Source organism: Nocardia aurantiaca, assembly GCF_009708175.1.
GTDB lineage: Bacteria > Actinomycetota > Actinomycetes > Mycobacteriales > Mycobacteriaceae > Nocardia > Nocardia aurantiaca.
Genome location: NZ_WMBB01000014.1, coordinates 153,873 through 176,228, shown reverse-complemented (window position 1 = coordinate 176,228; position 22,356 = coordinate 153,873). Strand labels below are relative to the sequence as shown.

Sequence of the window (22,356 nt, the reverse complement as noted above, 5' to 3'; positions counted from 1 at the left end):
CGGATGTCAGGCGGTCGCCTGGGTACGGGCGGGGGTGAACTGGCTTTCCACGGGCTCGAGTTCGTAGTGGCCGCGCAGGGTGGTGGCGGTGTAATCGGTGCGGAACAGGCCGCGCTCCTGGAGGATCGGAACGACACGGTCGACGAAGTCCTCGAGTCCGCCGGGCAGGTAGGGCGGCATGATGTTGAAGCCGTCGGCCGCGCCCTGTTCGAACCAGGCCTGGAGTTCGTCGGCGACCTGCTCGGGCGTGCCCGCGAAGGTGCGGTGGCCCCGGCCGCCGCCCAGTTTGCCGATGAGTTGGCGGACGGTCAGCTCCTCCTTTTCGGCGAGCTCCTTGACGAGGGTGAACCTGCTCTTGCCGCCCTCGATGTCGCTTTCCCGGGGCAGTGGCGGCAAGGGTGCGTCAAGGGCGTGCTCGGTGAGGTCGACGCCGAGCAGGGTGGAGAGTTGGCGCAGCGCGTAGTCGGGGGAGATGAGGTCGGTGAATTCCTGTTCGAGCGCGTGGGCTTCGGCCTCGGTGTCGGCGATGAACGGCACCAGGCCGGGCAGCACTTTGAGGTCGTCGGCGGAGCGGCCGTACTTGGGCAGCCGCGCCTTGAGGTCGCGGTAGAACCGCTGTCCCTCCTCGAGGGTCCGCTGCGCGGTGAAGACCGCCTCGGCGTGGCGGGCGGCGAATTCCTTTCCGCTTTCGGAGGATCCGGCCTGGACCAGTAGCGGGCGGCCCTGCGGACTGCGCGGTGAGTTGAGCGGGCCGCGGACCCGGAAGCGCTCACCCCTGTAGTCGAGGGTGTGGACCTTCTCCGGGTCGGCGAATATCCCGGTCTCCGGATCGAGCACGACGGCATCGGATTCCCAACTGTCCCAGAGTCGTACCGCCAGGTCGACGAATTCGTCGGCGCGATCGTAGCGGCGGGCGTGCTCGGGGATGGCGTCGTAGCCGAAGTTGAACGCCTCGTCCGCATTGCCCGAGGTGACGATGTTCCAGCCCGCGCGGCCGCCGCTGATGTGGTCCAGGGACGCGAATTTGCGTGCCAGATTGAACGGCTCGTTGTAGGTGGTGGAGGCGGTGGCGATCAGGCCGACGTGTTCGGTGGCCGCGGCGATGGCGGACAGCAGGGTGATCGGCTCGAACACGGCCAGGGCATTGCGCGCGATACGCGGCCCGACCGCCAGTCCATCGGCGAAGAACACCGAGTCGAGCTTGCCGCGTTCGGCGATCCGGCCCAGCTCCTGAAAGTGCTTCACATCGAGCACCCGGCGTTGCTCGGTCCGTGGATGCCGCCAGGCGGCCTCGTGGTGACCGACGCCCATGAGGAAGGCGTTCAGATGGAAGGTTTTGCGTGCGTGGGACATGGAAGATTCTCCCTTCGACGGGTTTCAGTGGGTGCGCCAGCGGGACAGCCGTCGTTCGATGGCCACGAGCACGCCGTTGTAGGCGAGTCCGACCAGGGCGATGGCGACGATTCCGGCGTACATGTCCGGAATCTGGAAGTTCTGCTGTGCGGCGGTGATCAGATAGCCGAGTCCGGAGCGCGCCCCGAACATCTCGGCGGCGATGAGCACCAGGATCGATCCGGAGGCCGCCATGCGGATGCCGGTGAAGATCGACGGCACGGCGGCGGGCAGGATCACCTTCTGGAATAGGCGGATCGATGAAAAGCCCAAGGAGACAGCAGATTTCACCAGCAGCGGATCGACGGTCCGCACCCCGCTGATGGTGTTGAGCAGGATCGGGAAGAACCCCGCGTACACCACCAGTGCGATCTTGGAGGTCTCGCCGATGCCGAGGATCAGGATGAACACCGGCAGCAGCGCGAGAGCGGCGGTATTGCGGAACAGCTCCAGCACCGGGCTCAGGAATTCGGCGACCGGCCGGTACCAGGCAATGGCCACACCGAGCGGAATTGCCATGATCAGGGCCAGGGAGAAGCCGATGAGCGACCGTGTGACAGACGTCGAGACGTGTTCCCACAGCTGGCCATTGCGAATGAGTTCCAGCCCGGCCTGCACGACCGACGAGAACGGCGGCAGGAATACCTCGTCCACCAGCCCCAGGCGCGGCGCGGCTTCCCACAGTGCGAGAAAGGCCGCGATCACGATGGCGGGCTTGCCGATTCGCCAGCCGATCCGGGTGAGGGCCGCAAGTGCGGTCGTCGTCCGCCGGATTCGGGCGTCGGTCGTGCCGGTGCGGGGCGTCTCTGGTCGGAGATCGAGGGAGGCTTCGATGAGTTGCAGTGCGCTAGCCATGGGAACTCCTCGGGTCGGCGGTGAGCGTGGCCTGCTCGAGGTCTTGTGCCCGCGCGACCTCGTCGTGCAGCAGTGACCAGACGTGGTGGCGCAGTTCGCGGAATCGTTCGCCGGAGCGGATATCCGGATCCCCATCACGGTCGAGGTCGATGTCCACCACGGCCTTGATCCGCCCGGGCCGGGAGGTCAGCACCGCCACCCGCTGTCCGAGGTACACCGCCTCGTCGATGCCGTGGGTGATGAACAGCACGGTCTTCCCGGTGGCGCGCCAGATCCGTAACAGCTCGTCCTGCAACGACTCTCGGGTCTGGGCGTCGAGTGCGGCGAAGGGCTCGTCCATCAGCAGCACCTCCGGGTCGAAGGCCAGGCTGCGGGCGATGGCCACGCGCTGTTTCATGCCGCCGGACAATTCGTGCGGATAGCGATCTCCGAAGCCGGCCAGACCGACCAGTTCGAGATGGTGCTCGGCGATTTCGCGGCGTTCGCGGCGGTGAATGCCCTTGGCCTCGAGCCCGAATTCGATATTGGCGCGGGCGGTGCGCCAGGGCAGTAGCGCATACTGCTGGAAGACGATCCCGCGGTCCAGCCCCGGCCCCGTGACCGGTGTGCCGTCGAGCAGAATCTGCCCGGCGGTGGGCTTCCCGAGGCCGCCGAGCAGATCCAGCAGGGTGGATTTGCCCGAGCCGCTGGGCCCGACGAGGACCAGGAACTCACCGTCTCGCACGTCCACGCTGATATCGGCGAGCGCGGTGAAACTCTGCTGCTCTCCGCGCACGGGGAACTCCTTGCGGACGCCGGTGAGCGCGAGCTTGACGGCGGCGGAACTCATTTCGCCACCGCTTCACCGCTGGGGCCACTGGTGGCCGGGTAAGTGCCGTTGGCGTATGGATTGTCCTTGTTGGTGTAGAGATCCTTGGCCGCGAGCTTGCCCGCGGGCAGTTCCCCATTGCGCACCAGCCAGTCGATCCATATCTGGAGTTCGCGTTCGGCGATGACGCCGCCGGGCACGGGGATGCCCGAGCTCTTGTAGTACTGGAGGAGCGCGGTGTTCTCGTTGCGCCCGCGCCTGTGGATGATGTCGGCGAATCGCGCCACCACCTCGTCGCGCGGCGTGAGCTGGAGCCAGCGGGTGGCCCGCGCGGTGCCCTGCACGAAATCCGCTACCGCGTCGGGATGCGACTTCAGGTAGTCGTTGCGGAAAACGTAAGTGCCGTAATCGAACTGCCCGAAAAGATCTTTGTCGGTGTAGAGCGGATGCACCCCGCCGCGCCCGACGGCGGTGTCGCGGAAGACGCCCCCGAGCGCCGCCACGTCGATCTGCCCGTTGCGCAGCGCGTCCTCGGTGTTGGCGGGCGGCAGTACCACGAGCTGAACCTGTTTGATCTCCTGATCGCTGAGCCCCTGGTCGTGCAGCCACTGCCGTGTGATGAATTCGTGGTGCGCGCCCAGGGTATTGACGCCGACCTTCTTGCCGATGAGGTCGCGCGCGGAGGTGATGCCCGAATCGTCGCGGACGAAGTAGCCGGTGAAATTGAGCTCATCCGCCCCGTAGGAGCTGAGGACGGCGGTCACGGGAGCGCCGCCGGCCACGAGCTTGATGACCGCGCCGTTGAAGGCGCTGCCGAATTCGACCTGTTTGGTGGCGGCGGCCTGGATATTGGCCGGGCCGCTGGTCGTGTCGCCCTCCCAGTGCAGGTCGATCTTGCTGAAATAGCCGAGATCGGCGGCCAGTTCGAAGGCGGCGACCTGACCGGTCGAGCCCTGATAGCGGATGACGGTCCTACCGTCGGCGGTCCTGCCCGGGTCGGTTGTGGCGCAGCCGGTGAGCAGGACGACCGCAGTGGAGACGGCGACCGTGGCGGCGAGAACGCGCCGCACCCGGGTCCGGCGGGGAAACAATGCCATGGGGGAGTCTTTCGCTGAATATGACTGTCGCTCGGTGGGATTCGAGGGTGGGGCGACAACAGAGCATGATGGGGATTCCTTTGCCGGACAGGGGAACTGGCGGTGATTCGGCGGTGGTCACATGCTGCGATGGCGGACTCGGCGCGGCAACAGGCTTTTCACCATGTGGAAATCAGCGTGAGCGAAACTCGGCGGCGGAGAAGGCCGCGCCGTCGGTGGTCTGCAACAGCGGCGCGATCCGGCCCGCGGCGATCCGCATGGCGGGCACGACGGCCCGGACGAGCTCGCTGTTCAGGCGCGCCGAGCGAGCTTGCACCGCCAGCGCCCCATGTACCTGTCGGCCGAGGCCGACGATGGGTACCGCGAGGGAGCGGATGGGGTCGTCGGTTTCGATCAGCTCGGAGGCGAAGCCGGTGCGGCGGACCCGGTCCAGATCGTCGTCGGCGGCGGCGCGGCGGGCGGGGGAGTAGGCGAGCAGCGCGTGTCCCGCCGCGCTGGCGTGCAGGGACTGCCGGGGCCGTGGCACCTGGTGGTGGCAGAAGTGGACCGGCGGTCGGGCCTGGAAGACGGTGACCGCGTCGCGGTCGTCCATCACGCTCACGCTGACCGTGATCCGGATGCCCGCGGCGAGCGCGTACAGATGCGGCGCCGCCGACTCCAGACCGAGCCGGGCGAGGGCGGGCCGGGCCAGCGCCGCCAGGCCGTGCCCGACGCGATAACGGTCGCTCGCCGGGCTCTGCTCGAGCAGGCCACCGCGGACCAGCGCCTGGGTCAGCCGGTGCGCTGTGCTGACCGGCAGCCCGGCCCGCTGGGCGAGTTCACTCAGCGTCAGCTCCGGATCGTCGCCCTGGAAGCAATTCAGCACCCCGATCGCGCGGTCGACCGCGCGTGCTCCGGAACGTGGTTCATCGGTCATGGAGGAACTATTGCCAGGGCTCTGACGTGGGGCAACGGTTGTGCGCAGTGCGATCCGAGCAGGTCGGAGGGCGATTTAGGGTGGGGATCCTTTTGTTTCGTCTTTGTATTACGCGATAGGGGTCACTTTTTTCTCGTGACCTCTGTCACAAATATGTTTGCAAATCCCAGGAATGTCATTACGTGAGTTCGCGGTGTGAGCTGCAAAAATACTTTGAGTATGTTTGATACCGCCCTGTCAACCGGCCGTGATCTGTACGTGATTAGCTGTGATTGATCCGTTATCGTCGCTTCCAGCTCGGATTCAACCGGGCCCGACTCGAATCGACGAACACCGGCAACTCCGTCCCGCGATTCGAGAGCAACCGACAACCCTGGGGACGGGGACCCGCAGCCGAGAGCGCGGGCCGGCGGGCGCAGGCGAGGAATACTTTATGCACCGCAACCGGAAGCTCACCACCCGCACGTTCGCCGCTGCCGCGGCCATCGGTGCGCTCGTGTCCATCCCGTTCGCGCTGTCCACCGCGACCGCCTCGGCCGCCGGACACAACTGGGACGCTGTCGCGCAGTGCGAGAGCAGCGGAAACTGGGGCGCCAACACCGGCAACGGATTCTACGGCGGCCTGCAGTTCACCCAGAGCACCTGGAACGCCTACGGTGGCGCGGGCAGCGCCGCGAACGCCAGCCGTGAGGAGCAGATCCGCGTCGCGGAGAACGTGCTCGCCGGTCAGGGCGCGGGCGCCTGGCCCGTGTGTGGCCGCTACCTGTAATTCGGGTACCGCGCAAGAACGTCCGATGGCCTGTGCCGCAAACATGCGGCACAGGCCATCGTCTTGTTGATGTGGCGAGGCATCGGCTTCGTGTAAGGCGCTCGCCAATCAGTTTCAGGGCATGGAATTCGGCGGCTGCGATGATGGCCGGATCCCGCACGTCGCCCTCGGCATCGCCCGGTAATACGTTATCGCGATCCACGATGATCCGGCCCGGATGCGGCTCATGGCCGGCATCCGGGTGGACAGGGATACCGGCTCCTCGACCCAATGGGTCACGAACACAATGGTTTTGCCCGTGTCCCGCCGCAGCCGCGGCGATTCCACCTGCCGTGGTTCCCGGGTGAGCTGCGCGCCGATCCGGCTGATGACCGCGTCGAGGGGCGAGCGCGGTGTCGCCGTCGGCCCGTTGCGGGTAGGCGAAGCCCACGGCCGAACAGCCGGCTCGTGCTCACCGGAGGGAGCGGGCGAAGCGGCCCGGCGTGGTGCCGGTCCAGCGGGTGAAGGCGTGGGTGAAGGCGGAAGCGTCGGCGTAGCCGAGGCGGCGGGCGACCTCGTCGACGGTGGTGCCGAGGGTGAGCAGTTCCTCGGCGAGGAGGTGACGGGTCTCGGCGACGAGGCCACGGTAGGAGGTGCCTTCGGCCTCGAGGCGTCGGCGTAGTGTGCGCACACTCATTCGAAGGTCGGCGGCGATGTCTTCCTGTGCGGCGGTGACGCCGCGGGTCAGGAGGCCGGCGCGGACGCGGGCCGCGACGCCGTCGCGTCGGCGCCGGCGTTGCATGATCTCGGCGGCCTGCTGTTCGGCGAGCGCGGCGACGTGTGGATTCGCCTGGGGCATAGGGAGTTCCAATATCTCCCGGGCGAGGGTGAGCCGGGTGAACGGTGCGTCGAAGATGGGGGTGACACCGAGCAGTTCGGTGAACCGCGTGGCGTAGGCCGGCGCTGGGCAGGCGAGTTCGACGGTCGTCGGTGGCACCGCCGCGCCGAGCAGTTCGCGATCGAGGGTGATGAGTTCGGCCAGGTCGCGTTCGAGCAGGAATTGCCGTAGCTCGGACGGCGCCGCCGAGTAGTCCAGAGTGACCGTAGCTCCAATGGCGGTTTCCTGGATGCGCCAGCGGGCGAAGGAATACGCGATGTCCATGTGCTCGATGCCGATACGCAGCGCCTGGCGCACGGTTCGGCTCGTCATCACCGCGAACGCCCAGATGCCGTGTGCGGCCAGGTGATATCGCTGGCCCGCGGACAGGCCGAGGCCGGGGATGTGCCCCAGACACGTGACCAGGTTCTGGACGACCCGCAATTCCTGTGCGGCACGGACCTCGCCGTTCGCGTCGTCCAGGACGGACAGGGTGATGCCGGAGCCGTCGAGGCATTGCGCGATGGTCAGGCCATGTGTGAGACCGAGTTGAACCAGGATCGCGGCACTGGTGCTGGACCGCGGCATGTTCATGTGGACCGCCATGGGCCCCCATCCTGGGACAGAATGGCCGGAAAGTACAAGTCTTGACCGGTTAGGTCATGGATCGGTGAGGGTCCGCTTCTTAGCCTCGTGATACGCGAGACAGATGAGGAGTGGATATGGGTACGCGTCTCCAAGGCATGCGTGTGGCGGTCACCGGCGGTGCGAGGGGCATCGGGCGAGCCACCGCGGCGGCTTTGGCCGCGTCGGGAGCGCGGGTCGTGATCGGCGATATCGACGACGACACGCTGGCGGCGACGGCCACGGAACTGACCGCCGCTACGGGCGCCGAGGTGATCGGCGTCCGGCTCGACGTGCGTGATCCGAAGTCGTTCGAGACATTCCTGGATCGCGCCGAAGCGGAGCTCGGAGGTCTGGACGGGCTGGTCAACAACGCGGGCATCATGCCGACCGGGTCGTTCCTCGAGGAGACGATGGATCTGGCCGACCGGCAGATGGATATCAATCTGCGCGGGGTGATCATCGGATCGAAGCTCGCCGGTCGGCGTTTCGCCGCTCGCCGCCGCGGCCATATCGTGAACGTGGCCTCCGTGCTCGGCCTGGTCGGGACGCCCGACATCGCGACATATTCGGCGACCAAGTTCGGCGTCGTCGGCCTCGGTGCGGCGTTGCATCAGGAGTTGGCGAAATTCGATGTGCGGGTGAGCACCCTGTGCCCGGCATTCGTCAATACGGAGTTGATCGCCGGCCTCACTCCGAACCGGCTCACCCGGGTGATCGGTTTCGTCGAGCCCGAGGACGTCGCATCCGCGGTGGTCGACGCATTGGCTCGCCGACGGGGCGGGCTGCGAGTCGTCCCGCGCATCAGCGGTATCGCCATCGCGCTGCTCACCACGATGCCGGAAGGGCTGCGCAATCGCTTCGGCCGTCTGCTGGGCAGCCACGACACCGTGTCCAACGCCGATATGTCGCAGCGAGCGCTCTATCTCGAACGTGCGGGGCGCAGCTGAGAAGCACACCGTCGTTCCCGCCGGAACGTCTTGTCGCAAGGAGGAATTCATTCATGGCACGGAACCTCGAGAGCCTGGCGGCCGGGCTCGGTGACGCGGCCGAGACGCTGCGAGCCGTTGTCCGGCTGCACCAGCGCGGCGTGATCGATCTGACGCGCCCGGATCGCGTGGCGCGAATGGCCCGGGAGAACCGGATCTACGGTCCACCGGCGGCGCTGATCATGGCGGGGGCCCGCCACCATCAGCACCGGCCCGCGATCGCCGACGAGCGCGGTGTGCTGACCTACGGCGAACTCGATGAGCAGTCCAATGCCCTGGCCAATGCCCTACTGGCGCAGGGCCTTACGGCCGGTTCGGTAATCGGTGTCCTGGCGCGCGACCACCGCGGCCTGGTGCTCGCGATCAGCGCGGCCGGGCGTGCCGGTCTGCGGCTGGCCATGATGAACACCGGATTCGCCAAACCGCAGTTCGCCGAGGTGGCCGCCCGGGAGAACGTGCGAGCCATGTTGCACGACAGCGAGTTCAATGACCTGCTCGACGCGCTGCCGCCGACGCTGCCGCGCATTCTCACGTGGGTGGACGAGGGGCACGCGGTACCGGCGGGCGCGCACACGGTGGATCAGCTGATCGACGGTGGCGACCTCCGGATGCCACCGGCACCGGCGCGGCCGGGTGGATTCATCATCCTCACCAGCGGCACCACAGGCCTGCCCAAGGGTGCACCGCGCACCAGGGTGACACCGCTGGCGAGTGCGATGATCGCGGACCGTCTTCCGTTCCCGCGCAGGGGCTGCGTGGTGATCGTGTCGCCGATCTTCCACTCGACCGGGTTCGGGACGTGGACCGTGGCCACCGCCCTGGGCAACAAGACCGTGCTGTTGCGCCGTTTCGATGCCGAGGCCACGCTGCGCGCGGTGAGCGAGCACCGCGCCGAGATGCTGGTCGCGGTGCCGACCATGCTGCATCGCCTGGTGGCGCTGGGCCCGGAGATCATCGAGCGTTACGACCTGTCGACGCTGAAAACGATTGCCGTGGCGGGCTCGGCGTTGTCCCCGGAGCTGGCGACCCGTGTGCAGGATACCTTCGGCGACGTGCTCTACAACCTCTACGGTTCGACCGAGGTCGCGGTGGCGACGGTGGCGCAGCCGCACGAATTGCGCCTTGCCCCGGGCACGGTCGGCCGCCCGCCGGTGACGAGCAAGATCGCGTTGTTCGACGAGGAGGGCCGCAGGGTGACCGCCCGAAACGTCTCCGGTCGTGTGTTCGTGCGCAGTGGTGCGCCGTTCGAGGGTTACACCGACGGCCGCCACAAGCAGTTCATCGGCGGTTACATGTCCACCGGCGATATGGGCCGAATCGACGACCACGGGCTGCTGCACATCGACGGCCGCGACGACGACATGATCGTGTCCGGCGGTGAGAACGTCTACCCCCTGGAGATCGAGAACCTGCTCGCGGCACGGCCCGACATCGACGAGGTGTCGGTCATCGGCGTGGCCGACGAGGAGTTCGGAAAACGCTTGCGCGCCTATATCGTTCCCGCGCCCGGCGCCACCGTGAGCGTCCCGGACATCAAGGCGTACGTGAAGGAGAACCTGGCCCGCTACAAGGTTCCCCGCGATGTGATCATCCTGGATGAACTGCCACGCAATGCCACCGGCAAGGTCCTGCGCCGGGTGCTACAGGAAATGGACTGACCGCGGGCGTCACCCCTGTCACGCCACCGCGACCGGGTCGGCCGGTCGCGGTGACGTGTCCGCGCTGATCGAACCGCCGGCTCAGCTGTCGTAGCCGAAGAGCTTGGCGGCCAGATCCGTCATCACTTCGCTGGCGCCGCCGCCGATGCCGAGGATGCGTGCGTCGCGGTAATGGCGCTCCACCTCCGACTCCCGCATGTAACCCATGCCGCCGTGCAACTGGACCGCTTCGTCGACGACGTGTTTGACCGCCGCGACGGCCGAGTTCTTCGCCAGGCAGGCTTCCCCGACGACGAATTCGCCGGCCGTGGCGCGCAAGGCGACCTGGCGAGTGTAGGTGCGGGCCAGTTCGATGTGCCGGCGCATTTCGACCAGCTTGTGCCGCACCACCTGCCGGGCGATCAGTGGCTTGCCGAAGCTCTCACGCAGCCGGACGTGTTCGAGGGTCAACTCCAGGCAGCGCTGTGCGATGGCATACGCGTGCACCGCGATGTTGACCCGCTCCGTGACGAAAGCCGCGCCGAGGAGCGCGAACCCACTGTTCTCCGCACCGACCAGATTGGCGGCCGGTACCCGGCAGTCGGTGAAGGTCAGCTCGGCGGTGTCCGAGCACAGCCAACCCATCTTCTCCAGCTTCCGCGACACGCTGAAACCCGGAGTGTCCGTGTCTATCACGAGCAAGCTGATGCCACTCGCACCCGGTCCTCCGGTGCGCACCGCGGTGGTCACGAAATCCGCGCGGGTGCCGGAGGTGATGAACAGCTTCGCACCATTGACGACGTAGTGGTCGCCGTCGCGCACCGCGGTGGTGCGCAGGGCTCCGACGTCGGAGCCCGCCTCCGGCTCGGTCACTCCGAGCGAGCCGATCAGGTCCCCGGAGAGGGTGGGGCGCACGTACCGGTCGATCAGGGCGGAGTCGCCGCTGGAGACGATGTGTGGTAGCGCGATCCCGTGTGTGAACAGGGCCGAATGACAGCCCGACGAACCGCCGGCCTCGATGAAGGCCTCGGTGGCGATGGTCATATCGACGAGGTCCCCGCCGTCACCGCCGTACGCCTCGGGCGTGCCGATGCCGTACAGCCCGGATTTCGCCGCGGCGCGGTGCAATTCGCGTGGCAGGGCGCCCTCGCGTTCCCAGCGGTCGAGATTCGGCGCGATCTCGCGGCGGACGAATTCGCCCACCGCCTCCCGTAGAGCGACACGTTCGGGCGTGCGGTAGGGATCGGTGTAAGCGACTGTCATGATCACTCCTGAGATGTGCGGGATCGGACGCGCGTGGCGCATTCGCGCGCTGGGGTAGCGCCTGTCGCCACCGCGGGATACGCCGCGCGGCGAAGATCGGGGCGGTATTCGGATGTCGTCGCGGGACTCCCGGACGGGCGTCGATCAGTCGATGGTTCCGGTCAGGATCGGCGCGACGGCGGCGCGGGCGACGCGTTCGGCGGCCGCGGGGTCGGTCAGATCGATGGCACGGCTGGGTGTGGCCAGGTAGCCGATTATCAGGTGAACCAGGGCGTCGGCTTGGGCATCGGGGTCACGGGCCGGAATCTTGCCGTCGGCTTGCGCTTTGCCGATATTCGCACGAATCGCGTTGAAGGCCAATGTGATCGGTGACGGGTCGCCCTGTCCGAGGGCCTGGATGAGCTCGGCTCGGCGGAGCGGGTCGGCATCGCGGAACAGGATGTGGTCGCCCAGCCCCACCCCGGTAAGGAAGCCGAGCACCACCTGTTCGGTGGGATCGGTGACTTCGGTGAAGCGGTCGGCGAGGCCGGCCAGTATGCGGCCGATATCGCGCGCCAGCGCCCGTTCGAACAGTTGGTCCTTGCCGGTGTAGCGGCGGAACAGAGTCGTACGGCCGACTCCCGCCTCGGCTGCGATGTCGTCCATGGTCGCCTCGCGGGTTCCGCGGCGCGCCAGGACCCGCAACGCGGCGTCGAGGATCCGCGCGTCCGTCGCATCGTCGCTGGGCGCCGACTGAGGCAGAAGGGTCATCGCGCGGCTTAGCAGGCTGGACAGCGGCGCACCGGGTCTGGTCACCGGCCCATATTGACATGTGGGACCACTATCCGTCTAATAGTTCCACGGAACTATCTCGCCGATAATAGTTCCGCCAATCGAAAGGCAAGGTAGTGGCTGACGTGGGTCGACTTCCCGGGGTATTGCGGCAGGCGCGTGCTCGAGTGCGTGCGGTACGTGCCTTGGCCGATGCCGTGAAAAGTGATCCTGCGATTCTGCGCGACGTGGTCGGGGGAGTGCTGGGCAAGCCCGCCGCATCGGCCGTCGGCCCGGCCGTATCCGAGGACTACACTCCGCCGGACGGCATCGCGGAATTCGACAAAAGAGCCCATGCGAGCAAGCATCTCGACCATCCGGTGGCCGAGGTCGCGGCCTATCTGACCGATCCGGGCCGCTTCGCCGAGTGGCTGACCATGCACGCGGCCTTCCGCGGTGACGCGCCCAACGGTGCGTACCCCGGATCGGAGTTCGCTCAGCAGGTGAAGTTCATGGGTATCCCCGCCGAGGTCGCCTGGACCGTGATCGCGGTGGACGAGACCGCGCTGGTGCTGCGCGGCACCGGGCCGATGGGGCTGACCCTCGGATTCTGGTTGACCGTGCGTGCCGACGCGAACGGAGCGACCGCCTACTTCGACGCCGGACTATCGGGACAACCCGTCGAAGGGCCGTTGGGTGCGTCGCTGGTGCGAAGCCTGTCGGAGGCATTGCGGCAATCACTGGATGGAGTGCCGGACCGTATCGCTGCGGCGGGTCCCTTCGCCGGGGCGAAGTCGGTACGGAAGCCGGTGCTGCACACGGCATCCGGTCGCACGATTGCGCCCAATACGCCGGTTTTGGTCGGTGTCGGACAGCTCGTACAGCATCATCCGAATACCGCTGAGGACCCGGCGGCGCTGGCGGTGCGGGCGCTACGGCAGGCCGCGGAGGATACCGGGGCGGGACAGTCGCTGCTGTCGGCCGCCGACGCGGTATTCGCGGTCGCCAGCGCCTCCTGGCAGTATCGAGACCTCGGCGCCCTGGTGGCGCGGTCTGTCGGCGCGCCCGGGGCCGACACCGTGCAGTCCTCGACCTACGGTGGCGATGGTGGCCAGTTGCTGGTCAATGAAGCGGCGCAGGCCATCTCCGACGGCACCTACGAGATCGTGCTGGTGACCGGCGCGGAGGCGGGCGCCACCATGGCCGCCGCGCAGCGCGCGGGGACCGAGGTGGTGTGGCCGGAACAGGGGCCCGAGGTGGAGCCGACTCGTATCGCCGGGATCGACAAAGAGGCCAACAACGCCGCCGAAACGGCTGTCGGGCTGGGTGCGCCCATCTATATGTACGCGCTCATGGAATCGGCCAACCGGCATCGGCTCGGCCGCGATCCGAAGGAGCATCTACAGGCGATCGGTGAGCTGTGGTCGCGGTTGTCGGCGGTGGGCGCGGACAATCCGAATGCCTGGCTGCCGCAGCGGTTCAGCGCGCCGGAGTTGACCACACCGACCGCGGAGAACAGGACCGTGTCGGCCCCGTACACCAAACTGCTGTGCGCCAACCTGCAGGTGGATATGGCCGCCGGACTGGTGCTGTGTAGCGCCGCCGCTGCCGAGGCGGCCGGAATCCCGCAGGACAAGTGGGTTTTCGTACACGCCGGAGCCAGTGCGCACGATGAATGGTTCGTCTCCGAACGCGCGGAACTGGCTGCCTCCCCGGCGATCCGGGCCGTCGGCGCGGCAGCGCTGCAGCATGCCGGCTTGACCATCGATCAGATCGGTCCCGTGGATCTGTACTCCTGCTTCCCGGTGGCGGTGCAGATCGCGGCCCGTGAACTCGGTATCGCGCCAGACGATCCCGGCCGTTCGCTCTCGGTCACGGGCGGACTGACCTTCGGCGGCGGGCCGGGCAACAATTACGGCACCCACGCGATCGCCACCATGGTTCAGCAATTGCGCGACGATCCCGATGCCTTCGGCCTGAGCACGTCGCTCGGCTGGTACGTCACCAAGCACGCACTGGGCATCTATTCCGCCACACCGCCGCAGCGGCCCTATGCCCATCTGCGGCCGATCGTCGACAATCCGCCCGCCCGTCCGGTCCGGACCGAGTACCAGGGTCCGGCGGTGGTCGAGGCCTATACGCTGCCCTACGGCCGTGACGGCGAGCCGGAGGCGGCCATCGTCAGTCTGATCATGCCGGATGGCGCGCGAGTCCTCTTGCGCAGCAACAGTTCCGACCTCGTTGCCGAACTGCGCGACGGCGACGGGCTGGGGCGGTCCGTAACAGTCCATGATGGCGAGATCACGTTCGACGGCACACAACGCCACCAGTTGCCCGCGCCCCCACCGCCGCCCGTGCTGGTGGAGCGCCGCGGCCCCATCATGATCATCACGATGAACCGCCCCGAGGTCCGCAACGCGGTCAATCACGCCATGGCCGTCGGACTCGAAAGGGCATGTGACGCGTTCGAAGCCGATCCGAACGCCCGCGTCGCCGTCCTCACCGGTGCAGGCGGCTACTTCAGCTCCGGCATGGATTTGAAGGCGATGGCCCGGGGAGAAGCCCCGCTCACCGAGAACCGCGGCGCCCTGGGGCTCGCCGGTAGACCGCCGCGCAAACCATTGATCGCCGCCGTCGAAGGCCCGGCCCTCGCGGGCGGCTGTGAACTGGCCTTGGCCGCGGATCTGATTGTCGCGGCGAGTGATTCGCAATTCGGCATACCGGAGCCCAAACGCGGCCTGATCGCCGCCGCCGGCGGCGTCATGCGTTTGCGGGAGCGCCTGCCTCGCAATATCGCCATGCAACTGGCGCTCACCGGCGACCCCATGCAGGCGACCCGACTGGCCGAACTCGGCCTGATCAATGTCCTCGCTGAACCGGGCCGGGCTCTCACAGCGGCTCTCGAATTGGCCGAACGCATCGCCGCCAACGCGCCGCTCAGCCTGGAGGGCAGCAAACGCATTGTCGAGGAGACCTCCGACTGGACCACGGCCGAAGCCTTCGCCAAGCAGTACGACATCGCGTCCACCGCACTGTTCTCCGAGGATGCGGCCGAAGGTGTGCGCGCCTTCACCGAGAAGCGCGCCCCGGTCTGGAACGGCCGTTGAGTCCAGCACGCCCGCCCGTCGGGTGAGGGTTTCGGCGGCGGCCGGCCGCGTCTACGGGAGCGCCGCCGAGGTCTTGCTCGGCGCGAGTTGTGGCGACCAGATAGCGTGGCGATAGTGGTGCCGTAACGATGCGGGTGGCGCTGCGGGAGTGGGCGCCGGGGCTGATTGCTGGTCCTCGAAGTAGAGATCACGTCCCAGTGCGTCGACCAGCCGTGGGATGTGGTGCGCCAGGCTCTGGGTGTCGCCGATGGGATATCCGAAACTGAGATGCGCTGCCGCGGAGAAGACGTGGATCCGGCCGATCCACGGCGCCCGGCCGGGCTGCTTCTCGATCAGCTGGAATCCCTTGCCCAGATAGGGGGTCTGCGCCAGGGCCGAGTCCGCGAGATCGGGGCGGCACCGGTCGCCCCACAGCGCGATTTCTCCTGCGATGCCGCGGAGTTCGGCGCGGGTGTGGGGATCGTACTGGTATCCCGTCCCGGCGATCACGAAGTCGAAGGTGTGCCTGCCGTCGGCCGCGTCGACGACCACCTGGTTGCCGACCTGCTTTGCGGCCAGCCAGGGCGCGTCCAGGTGGATGCGGAAACCGGCGAATGCCGTGGCGCGCGTGACCGATTCGAGCGGCACGCTGCGGCCTGCCCGGGCGGCGAGGACGCGCTGCCGCCAGCGCGCCTCGTCACCGCGCCGGTGATAGTTGTTGCGGGCGCCGAGATTGACGGACGGACCGACCGCGTCCTGCACGATCAGATCAGGCCTGCGGGTGAACAGGTGCACCTCGGTGGCGCCTGCCTCGAGTGCGGTCGCCGCGGCGTCGAAGGCCGAGGCCGCGGCGCCGAGCACTCCGGCCGTTTTCCCGGTGAGCCGGGTGAAATCGATGTCGTGGCCGGTGTGGGCGAGCAGACTCGCCGGCAGTTTTTCGAGTTCGGGAGGTAGGTAGGGGCCGCCCGTTCCCTCGACACCGTTGGCCAGCACCAGCTTTCGGGTGGTCTCCTGGATCGTGGTTTCGGTGCCATCGGGCCGGCGCAGGGTGAGTGTGAGTGTGAGGCCGTCCGGTCCCGGTGCGATGTCGGTCAAACGGGTGTGGTGGCGCACCGGGACGCCGAGGTGGGTTCCGATCCACTCGATATAGCGCGCCCAGGTCAACCGGGGAATACGCTGCAGGCTCTCGTAGGCGTGCTCTCCGTGCACCGATTCGTACCAGGCCTGGAAACCGAGTTCGGAAATACCGAATTCGGGCTCGGGCCACTGCTTGGGGGTGCGCAGAGTGACCATGCGTGCGGTGGTGGTCCACACTCCCGTCTCGCCCGGCGCTGCGGCGTCGATGACCGATACCCGGGCGATACCCGCTCGGCGCAGGGCGAATCCGATTCCCAGACCGGCTTGGCCTCCGCCCACCACTACGACATCGTGATCGGCCGCTGTGGATCGCACCCAGTTCGCCGGATCGGGACCGAAACGGCGCAGCACACGCGTCGCGTGAATATCGACAGATGTATTCGATTCGACCACAGGACAACCCATTTCACTCGGCCCGGCGGATAGCCGCGCGACTCGTGCCGCCGCGCGATGCGGCGGCCGTCGGCACACCGGGAGGTTCACGTGACACCCGATGCGCCACACGGTCGCGGCGACGGACCACCGCCCACCGCGTTCGACAATGTAGAGCCGGGGACCGGGGCGCACACGAGTTACGGTCCGCGCAAATCTAAAGCGTGATCTGCTGCGGCCGAACGTTTATGGGAATCCGCATTGCCGGTGCCGGCGGTGAAGGCCAACTGTAGTAACCGTGTAGATAATCTTTCCGATTGCAAACCGGGTCGGATCGACGCGGCGGGCATAGTCTGGGCCGGACATCCAACATCGCACCGATCAGGTGGTCGGTGTGATGACAATAGAAGCCGCAGTACCCAATTCACCAGCCGATGCCGTTTCGGCCATTACGGTGTCGCGGAAATTCTGCGAGCGCTCCTGAAATGGAAGGCCGTATTCTTCCCGGGCGGGGGCATTGTCGACGACCGCGGCGACGAACGTTCCGTTGCCGTCACCCATCACCACATTGTCGGCGCGGCCCTGGACGGGGCGCAGGTAGCGGTGATATCCGATCGCGAAGCGCAGGATTCGCGTAATTCGATGCCCTGCTGGATGTTTCGGTGATCGATTCGACGCGCCGCTGGGCACAGATTCTGCAGCTGCTGACCGATCTGCAGGCCGAGCACGGCCTGACTCATCTGTTCATCACGCACGATCTGGGTGTGGTGCGGCTGATCGCCGACGACGTGACCGTGATGCGGAACGGTCGGCTGGTCGAAAAAGGTTCGGTGGCTTCAGTATTCGAGGCACCGGAGGAGGAGTGCACCCGCACCCTGCCGGCCGCGGTGCCGGGTGGGCGGGTACGGCTGCCGGTGCCGGCGTGAAACGACAGCTGCACAGAATCGTTCTGATCGTAAGGATTTCCTCCCCGGTTGCCGGCTGGCAATGATGAAAACCGGATGTCCCGCAGTCGAAGCGAGGGACCATGTACGACATTCGACGGCTGATCCTCCTGCGGGATCTGGCCGAACATACGACGATGACCGCGGTGTCCGAACTGCACGGCATCACCACCTCGGCGGTATCGCAGCAGCTGCGCATCCTCGAGGACGAGGTCGGCGTCGTGCTGACCCGCCGCGAGGGCCGGGTACTTCGGCTGACGCAGACCGGGCGCGTCCTGGTGGACCACACGTCGCGGATCCTGGCAGCGCTGGAGGAGGCGGAATCCGCGGTCAGCGCCACCTTGGAAGCGGTGACCGGGGTACTGACCGTCGCCACCTTCCGCACCGCTCAGATGCGGTTGGCGCTACCGGTTACTGTGCGGTTGCGCGCGGAACATCCCGGGCTGCGCGTGCGGCTGGTGGATCTGCGGCCGGTGGATTCCGTTCCGGCGGTGCGCCAGCAGGATGTGGACTTGGCGATCACCTATTCGTATTCGTTCCGGTCCCGGGATCTGCCGCTGGGCTTGGCCTCGGAATATCTGTTCAGTGATCCGCTGGTCCTGCTCGCCCCGCCGGAATGGCGTGAGCGAGTCCGCGAGCACGGTTTGGGCAGTCTGCGCGACGCCGACTGGATCACCGCCCCGGACGGGGAGCCGTCGGTGGCGTCCGTGCATTTCGCCTGCCGGGAGGCGGGATTCGCGCCGCGGATCGAACATCGCAGTGGGAGCTTCGAGAGCATGGCCGAGATGGTCGAGCACGGGCTCGGAGTGACGATCGTGCCCGAGATCTCGGTCACCGACCGGCATACGGGACTGGTCGTGTGCTCGATCGACAACGGCATCAGGCACGTCGGTGTGACGTATCGGCAAGCCTCGCTGGAGCGGCCGGCCGTGGCCGCGGCCATCCGTGCGCTGCGCTCGATCGCCCAGCCGCTGCGGCTGGCGTCGTGAACTCTCAGGAGAACTGAAACGTTCCGACAGTTCAGCTGCCTTGTTGGCGTCACAGGCTTGCCGATACTGAGAGCTGTCGACGCGGGTGTCAGGGATGTGATTGCCGAGCAATGAAATTCGTCTCGCATCGAGGTGGTGGCGCGGGCGCCGGGCCGCGAAGCGAGAAGGAGTAGCCATGGCGTGAGGCCAGGTTCGTCTGAACGTGAACATCCTCAATGCCGGGGTTTTCGGCGCGCAGCGCACGAAGATGTCGCCGAGCGCCACCCCCGCTGTGCGACTCCCGGCGACCGCGCCGTGTTCCAGCGGGGGTGGCGCTGTGCGGGTGCTCGTCCACCGGGACGAGGGCCCGTGACGACGGTTTCGGTGTCCTTCTCCACCGCGGCGACGGTCAGCGCCGAATTGAGGCCCCAGCCGCTGACCCATGACATGGTGACGTCGAATATCCAGCTCGGATGGTCGGGGTCTGTCTTCGCGGCTGTCACTGCGTCCGTTCCTATCTCTCCCGAGGACGCAGCCGCCGGGCGGCGGCGATCGGCATCCGTAGAGCGAAATTGTCGGCCCGGCCGATGGTCGTGGTGCGCCCGCGCGAGCCGATCCGCGACCGTCGGCCGGGCCGACCTGGAACGGATCGATACTGCCGGACAAAATTCCGCGAGATTCGAGAATTGCGCGTCCGCGGATTCCGCAATCTCAACTGAGAGATTCCCTGACTTTTCGTTAAGGGATACTTCATACTTCTCGCCACCATAGCTTCGCTCATGGTGAGTTTTTTCGTAGATTGAACCCTGGGGGAGACATACGTTCTGAATCACATCAATTCCCGGGAGTGGCGAACCGGATGAGGACGGTGGCCAGAACCATTGCTGGAGAGGGAAATGTCGTGAGCGGCAGAACAACGCATCGCGAGGTGCGATCGTGAAGGACATCGGCGCGAGGCGCCTGATCAAACAACTGTCCGTACTGTCGGTGGCGTTTATCGCCGTTCCAGCGCTGCTGGCCGGGTGCGGTCTCGGTAAAGACAACGGCGTGGTGTATTTCCGCTTCGCCAACTCGCCCACCGCCTTGTCGCTGGTCAGGATCGCCGACGAGCTGGGCTACTGGGAGCACGCCGGGGTGAAGCCGAAATATGTCGGGCCGGCCACCGCCGTGCCCGCGGTGCAGTTGCTCGATCAGAACAAGATCGATATAGCGACCGGCATGTTCAACGGTGATATCGACGGGAAGGTGAAGGACTTCAAGTTCACTGCCATCGCGTCCAGCATGCTCGACCTGCCGAACGAACCGCATATGGCCTATTTCACCAAGGCCGGCTCGGATGTCACCAAGAACAACCTGAAGGCACTCGAGGGCAGGACGGTCGGCATCTCGGCGACCAACAGCTGTGTCGATCTGGTGATCAAGCAGTATCTGAAGAACAATGGCGTGGATCTGAGCAAGGTCAAATTCCTCCAGCTCAAGGAGGAACTGATTCCGCCGGCCATCGAAAAGGGTGAGGTCGATCTCGGCGTGTTCCATCCGCCGCTGGTCGGTGTCCTGCTGAGCAAGCCGGACAAGTTCACCGAGGCGTTCACCTCCTTCGACGACTGGGGTCCGCAGGGCGGCCAGGCGCCGTACGTCGCGAGCAACGCGTGGCTGCAGAAGAATCCGGCCGCGGCCCGGGAGTTCGTCGGCATCATCGCCAAAACCGCCAATTGGGCCAACGCTCATCCCAGGGAGTCCTCGGAGATCGCCGGTAAGACCACCGGATACCCGGTGGAGCAGACCACCAACTGGCACTACGCGCCCAACGCCCTGCTCGACAAGGCGAGCCTGCAGTTGTGGTGGGACCTCGTCCGGGATGTGGGCGAGCCGCTGCCGGGCTCGGAGAAGCTGAAGCCCGAGAACATCGCGACCAACGCCTTCAACCCCTACGCGAAGTCGGCTGATCTGCTCGAATCCCAGGATCAGAACACCACGATTCTCGAGGCCGAGCAGAACAGCAAGGTCCTCGAAACCGACCTCGTGCATATCGCCGGCGCCGAGAAGTGATCGGACGCGCCGCACGGAGTGTCATCGAACAGTGAACGTCGCCGGGCCCCGGCCATAGCCAGGAAGGCCCGGCGACGTTGCTCAGTCCCATTATTCGTCCCACAGGGAAGTCGAATGTCATGAGTCAGCAAGTGCTCGTCGAGCAAGTGGAAAAGGATCCGCCGCGGCCCGCGGCCATGGACTGGAAGATCGAGGCCAAGCGCGTCAGCAAGCTCTACCCGCGCACCGACCGGCGCGCCAAGGAGGCGACCGCCGTCCTGGACGGATTCGATCTGGGGATCCGGAGTGGGGAGTTCGTCTCGCTGCTCGGTCCCAGCGGATGCGGGAAGTCGACCTTCCTGAACATCCTCGCGGGCCTCGAAACCTACAATGGCGGCGCGGTTTTCGTCGACGGTAGGCGGGTCGAGGGCGTCAACAAGAACGTGGGTGTCGTATTCCAGGGGTATGCGCTGTTCCCCTGGCTGTCGGCGCAGAAGAACGTCGAGGTCGGCCTCGCGGTCCGCGGTGTCCCGAAGGCGGAGCGCCGGGAGCGGGCCGCGCATCTGCTGCGGACGATGGGACTGGAATCGGCCGCGCATCGGCTGCCTCATCAGCTTTCCGGCGGTATGCGCCAGCGCGTCGCGATCGCGCGCGTGCTGGCCTACGAACCGGAGGTGCTGGTCTTCGACGAGCCGTTCGCGGCCCTGGACGCGCAGACCCGCGAATTCCTGCAGAGCGAACTGCTGCGCATCTGGGAGGCCGGAGCGACGAAGAAGACGGTCCTGTTCGTCACCCACTCGATCGACGAGGCGATCTTCCTCTCCGACCGGATCGCGGTCATGACTCGGGCGCCGGGTCGCGTGAAGGCGGTGCTGGATGTCGATCTGCCGCGTCCGCGCGACGCCGAGGTCCGCAGTTCCGAAGATTTCGTGCACATCCGCTCGCGCGTCGCGCGGATCCTCGAGGAGGAGGTGCGAATTGGCAACGACGATCAGTGAGCCCCTGCACGATGCGGATACGCCGCATGACCATGACCTCACCCCGCCCAAGGCCCGCAATCCGTGGCTCGCGAAATTCGACCGCCTCATCTACGGCGTGATCGGCCTCGGAGTGTTCCTGCTGCTGTGGTGGTGGGTGGTCGCCAGCGGCGAGGTCAGCGATCAGTACCTGTCCACACCGCAGGACACCTTCAAGGCATTCGTCGGCGGATTGAGCGACGGCACCCTGGGCAGCCAGATCTGGCCCAGTGTGCAGCGCGCGGTGATCGGATTCGTGATCGCGCTGGTGCTGGGCGTCGCCCTGGGCATCCTGGTGGGATCGTTCCGGATCTTCCAGAAGCTCGCCGAGCCGGTACTGCTGTTCTTCCGCAACCTGTCGCTGCTGGCGTTGCTCCCGGTGTTCGTCCTGTTCTTCGGCATCGGCGAGGAGTCGAAGATCGCGATCGTGGTGTGGGCCTGCTTCTGGCCGATCTTCGTCAATGCGGTGAGTGCGGTGAGCGGTGTCGAGCGGCTGCTGGTGAACGCGGCGCGGACACTCGGCGCCGGACAGTTCTACATCTTCACCCGAGTCGTGCTGCCGGCAGCGTTCCCGGCGATCTTCCCCGGGATCCGGCTGGCCGCGGCCAACGCGTTCACCGCCCTTGTCGCGGCCGAACTCGTCGGCGGTGCGCAGGGTATCGGCATCTATATAAACACCGCCTCTTTGCGATATCAGACCCCGCAGATGTATGCCGGAATTTTCGCGCTCGGTCTGGTCGGAATCATTGTCAACGCAATTCTGGCCGTCGTCGAGTGGCGAGTTAGCTCCTGGCAGCGGGGATTGACGAGCAAATAGCGCGGAAAGTATTCGGATGCACAGGAAAGATC

General features: G+C 66.6%; 19 protein-coding genes. 9 read left to right on the top strand and 10 right to left on the bottom strand.

The genetic code is table 11. The features are described 5' to 3' along the window. Positions 1–6 precede the first annotated feature (6 nt). From GLP40_RS27210 to GLP40_RS27190, 5 genes are all read right to left on the bottom strand, one after another. On the bottom strand, positions 7–1,353 hold the full coding sequence (locus GLP40_RS27210) for an LLM class flavin-dependent oxidoreductase (protein WP_154790851.1): 1,347 nt from the start codon (positions 1,351–1,353) through the stop codon (positions 7–9). A 24-nt stretch (positions 1,354–1,377) separates the two neighbouring features. Continuing rightward, a complete protein-coding gene (locus GLP40_RS27205) occupies positions 1,378–2,247 on the bottom strand; it encodes an ABC transporter permease (protein WP_154790850.1) in 870 nt (289 codons plus the stop codon). Then, positions 2,240–3,076, bottom strand: coding sequence for an ABC transporter ATP-binding protein (locus GLP40_RS27200; RefSeq protein ID WP_154790849.1), 837 nt, complete (start codon positions 3,074–3,076; stop codon positions 2,240–2,242). Before GLP40_RS27200 ends, GLP40_RS27205 begins: the two co-directional genes overlap by 8 nt. Next, positions 3,073–4,152: an ABC transporter substrate-binding protein gene (locus tag GLP40_RS27195; protein ID WP_154790848.1), complete on the bottom strand. Its 1,080-nt coding sequence runs from the start codon at positions 4,150–4,152 to the stop codon at positions 3,073–3,075. Before GLP40_RS27195 ends, GLP40_RS27200 begins: the two co-directional genes overlap by 4 nt. A 172-nt stretch (positions 4,153–4,324) precedes the next feature. Continuing rightward, entirely contained in the window at positions 4,325–5,068 is a 744-nt protein-coding gene (locus GLP40_RS27190) for an IclR family transcriptional regulator (RefSeq protein ID WP_154790847.1), read from the bottom strand. A 433-nt stretch (positions 5,069–5,501) separates the two neighbouring features. On the opposite strand from GLP40_RS27190, the gene GLP40_RS27185 reads away from it, so the two are divergent. After that, positions 5,502–5,837, top strand: coding sequence for a transglycosylase family protein (locus GLP40_RS27185; RefSeq protein WP_154790846.1), 336 nt, complete (start codon positions 5,502–5,504; stop codon positions 5,835–5,837). Between the two features lie 451 nt (positions 5,838–6,288). Here GLP40_RS27185 and GLP40_RS27180 read toward each other — a convergent pair whose 3' ends face one another. Further along, entirely contained in the window at positions 6,289–7,299 is a 1,011-nt protein-coding gene (locus tag GLP40_RS27180) for an AraC family transcriptional regulator (protein WP_154790845.1), read from the bottom strand. A gap of 116 nt (positions 7,300–7,415) precedes the next feature. On the opposite strand from GLP40_RS27180, the gene GLP40_RS27175 reads away from it, so the two are divergent. Beyond that, positions 7,416–8,267 (top strand): SDR family NAD(P)-dependent oxidoreductase, encoded by an 852-nt coding sequence (locus GLP40_RS27175; protein ID WP_154790844.1) that lies wholly within the window; start codon positions 7,416–7,418, stop codon positions 8,265–8,267. A gap of 53 nt (positions 8,268–8,320) precedes the next feature. Beyond that, the gene (locus tag GLP40_RS27170) at positions 8,321–9,964 is read left to right on the top strand and encodes an acyl-CoA synthetase (RefSeq protein WP_154790843.1); all 1,644 of its coding nucleotides are present in this window, start codon (positions 8,321–8,323) and stop codon (positions 9,962–9,964) included. Positions 9,965–10,045: 81 nt separating this feature from the next. Here GLP40_RS27170 and GLP40_RS27165 read toward each other — a convergent pair whose 3' ends face one another. Together GLP40_RS27165 and GLP40_RS27160 are read right to left on the bottom strand one after the other, a co-directional pair. Further along, the gene (locus GLP40_RS27165; protein ID WP_154790842.1) at positions 10,046–11,206 is read right to left on the bottom strand and encodes an acyl-CoA dehydrogenase family protein; all 1,161 of its coding nucleotides are present in this window, start codon (positions 11,204–11,206) and stop codon (positions 10,046–10,048) included. 144 nt (positions 11,207–11,350) lie between these two features. Further along, a complete protein-coding gene (locus GLP40_RS27160; protein WP_196054813.1) occupies positions 11,351–12,001 on the bottom strand; it encodes a TetR/AcrR family transcriptional regulator in 651 nt (216 codons plus the stop codon). A 143-nt stretch (positions 12,002–12,144) separates the two neighbouring features. Between GLP40_RS27160 and GLP40_RS27155 the strand changes: the two genes are divergently transcribed. After that, the gene (locus tag GLP40_RS27155; RefSeq protein WP_328290714.1) at positions 12,145–15,063 is read left to right on the top strand and encodes a crotonase/enoyl-CoA hydratase family protein; all 2,919 of its coding nucleotides are present in this window, start codon (positions 12,145–12,147) and stop codon (positions 15,061–15,063) included. 51 nt (positions 15,064–15,114) lie between these two features. Here GLP40_RS27155 and GLP40_RS27150 read toward each other — a convergent pair whose 3' ends face one another. Continuing rightward, complete coding sequence (locus tag GLP40_RS27150) at positions 15,115–16,494, bottom strand: NAD(P)-binding domain-containing protein (RefSeq protein ID WP_196054812.1); 1,380 nt, start codon at positions 16,492–16,494, stop codon at positions 15,115–15,117. Positions 16,495–16,932: 438 nt separating this feature from the next. After that, entirely contained in the window at positions 16,933–17,112 is a 180-nt protein-coding gene (locus GLP40_RS27145) for a hypothetical protein (protein ID WP_154790839.1), read from the bottom strand. Positions 17,113–17,213: 101 nt separating this feature from the next. Here GLP40_RS27145 and GLP40_RS27140 point away from each other — a divergent pair, with 101 nt between their 5' ends. The 5 genes from GLP40_RS27140 (at position 17,214) to GLP40_RS27120 (ending at position 22,324) form a co-directional block, all read left to right on the top strand. Beyond that, positions 17,214–17,477 carry a hypothetical protein gene (locus GLP40_RS27140; protein ID WP_196054811.1) on the top strand — a complete coding sequence of 88 codons (264 nt, stop codon included), beginning with the start codon at positions 17,214–17,216 and terminating at the stop codon, positions 17,475–17,477. Positions 17,478–17,578: 101 nt separating this feature from the next. Further along, entirely contained in the window at positions 17,579–18,484 is a 906-nt protein-coding gene (locus GLP40_RS27135; protein ID WP_154790838.1) for a LysR substrate-binding domain-containing protein, read from the top strand. Between the two features lie 915 nt (positions 18,485–19,399). Beyond that, positions 19,400–20,512, top strand: a complete 1,113-nt coding sequence (locus GLP40_RS27130; protein ID WP_328290713.1) for an ABC transporter substrate-binding protein — start codon at positions 19,400–19,402, stop codon at positions 20,510–20,512. A 176-nt stretch (positions 20,513–20,688) separates the two neighbouring features. Next, a complete protein-coding gene (locus GLP40_RS27125) occupies positions 20,689–21,489 on the top strand; it encodes an ABC transporter ATP-binding protein (protein WP_154790901.1) in 801 nt (266 codons plus the stop codon). Continuing rightward, positions 21,470–22,324 carry an ABC transporter permease gene (locus tag GLP40_RS27120; protein ID WP_196054817.1) on the top strand — a complete coding sequence of 285 codons (855 nt, stop codon included), beginning with the start codon at positions 21,470–21,472 and terminating at the stop codon, positions 22,322–22,324. Before GLP40_RS27125 ends, GLP40_RS27120 begins: the two co-directional genes overlap by 20 nt. The last annotated feature ends 32 nt before the right edge of the window (positions 22,325–22,356 follow it).

What these genes read in the sequence shown, in the direction of transcription:
- GLP40_RS27205 (WP_154790850.1), bottom strand. Translation starts at nt 2,247, where the DNA reads ATGGCTAGCGCACTGCAACTCATCGAAGCCTCCCTCGATCTCCGACCA.
- GLP40_RS27175 (WP_154790844.1), top strand. Translation starts at nt 7,416, where the DNA reads ATGGGTACGCGTCTCCAAGGCATGCGTGTGGCGGTCACCGGCGGTGCG.
- GLP40_RS27195 (WP_154790848.1), bottom strand. Translation starts at nt 4,152, where the DNA reads ATGGCATTGTTTCCCCGCCGGACCCGGGTGCGGCGCGTTCTCGCCGCC.
- GLP40_RS27185 (WP_154790846.1), top strand. Translation starts at nt 5,502, where the DNA reads ATGCACCGCAACCGGAAGCTCACCACCCGCACGTTCGCCGCTGCCGCG.
- GLP40_RS27135 (WP_154790838.1), top strand. Translation starts at nt 17,579, where the DNA reads ATGTACGACATTCGACGGCTGATCCTCCTGCGGGATCTGGCCGAACAT.
- GLP40_RS27190 (WP_154790847.1), bottom strand. Translation starts at nt 5,068, where the DNA reads ATGACCGATGAACCACGTTCCGGAGCACGCGCGGTCGACCGCGCGATC.
- GLP40_RS27210 (WP_154790851.1), bottom strand. Translation starts at nt 1,353, where the DNA reads ATGTCCCACGCACGCAAAACCTTCCATCTGAACGCCTTCCTCATGGGC.
- GLP40_RS27165 (WP_154790842.1), bottom strand. Translation starts at nt 11,206, where the DNA reads ATGACAGTCGCTTACACCGATCCCTACCGCACGCCCGAACGTGTCGCT.
- GLP40_RS27180 (WP_154790845.1), bottom strand. Translation starts at nt 7,299, where the DNA reads ATGGCGGTCCACATGAACATGCCGCGGTCCAGCACCAGTGCCGCGATC.
- GLP40_RS27170 (WP_154790843.1), top strand. Translation starts at nt 8,321, where the DNA reads ATGGCACGGAACCTCGAGAGCCTGGCGGCCGGGCTCGGTGACGCGGCC.
- GLP40_RS27125 (WP_154790901.1), top strand. Translation starts at nt 20,689, where the DNA reads ATGGACTGGAAGATCGAGGCCAAGCGCGTCAGCAAGCTCTACCCGCGC.
- GLP40_RS27145 (WP_154790839.1), bottom strand. Translation starts at nt 17,112, where the DNA reads ATGGGTGACGGCAACGGAACGTTCGTCGCCGCGGTCGTCGACAATGCC.
- GLP40_RS27200 (WP_154790849.1), bottom strand. Translation starts at nt 3,076, where the DNA reads ATGAGTTCCGCCGCCGTCAAGCTCGCGCTCACCGGCGTCCGCAAGGAG.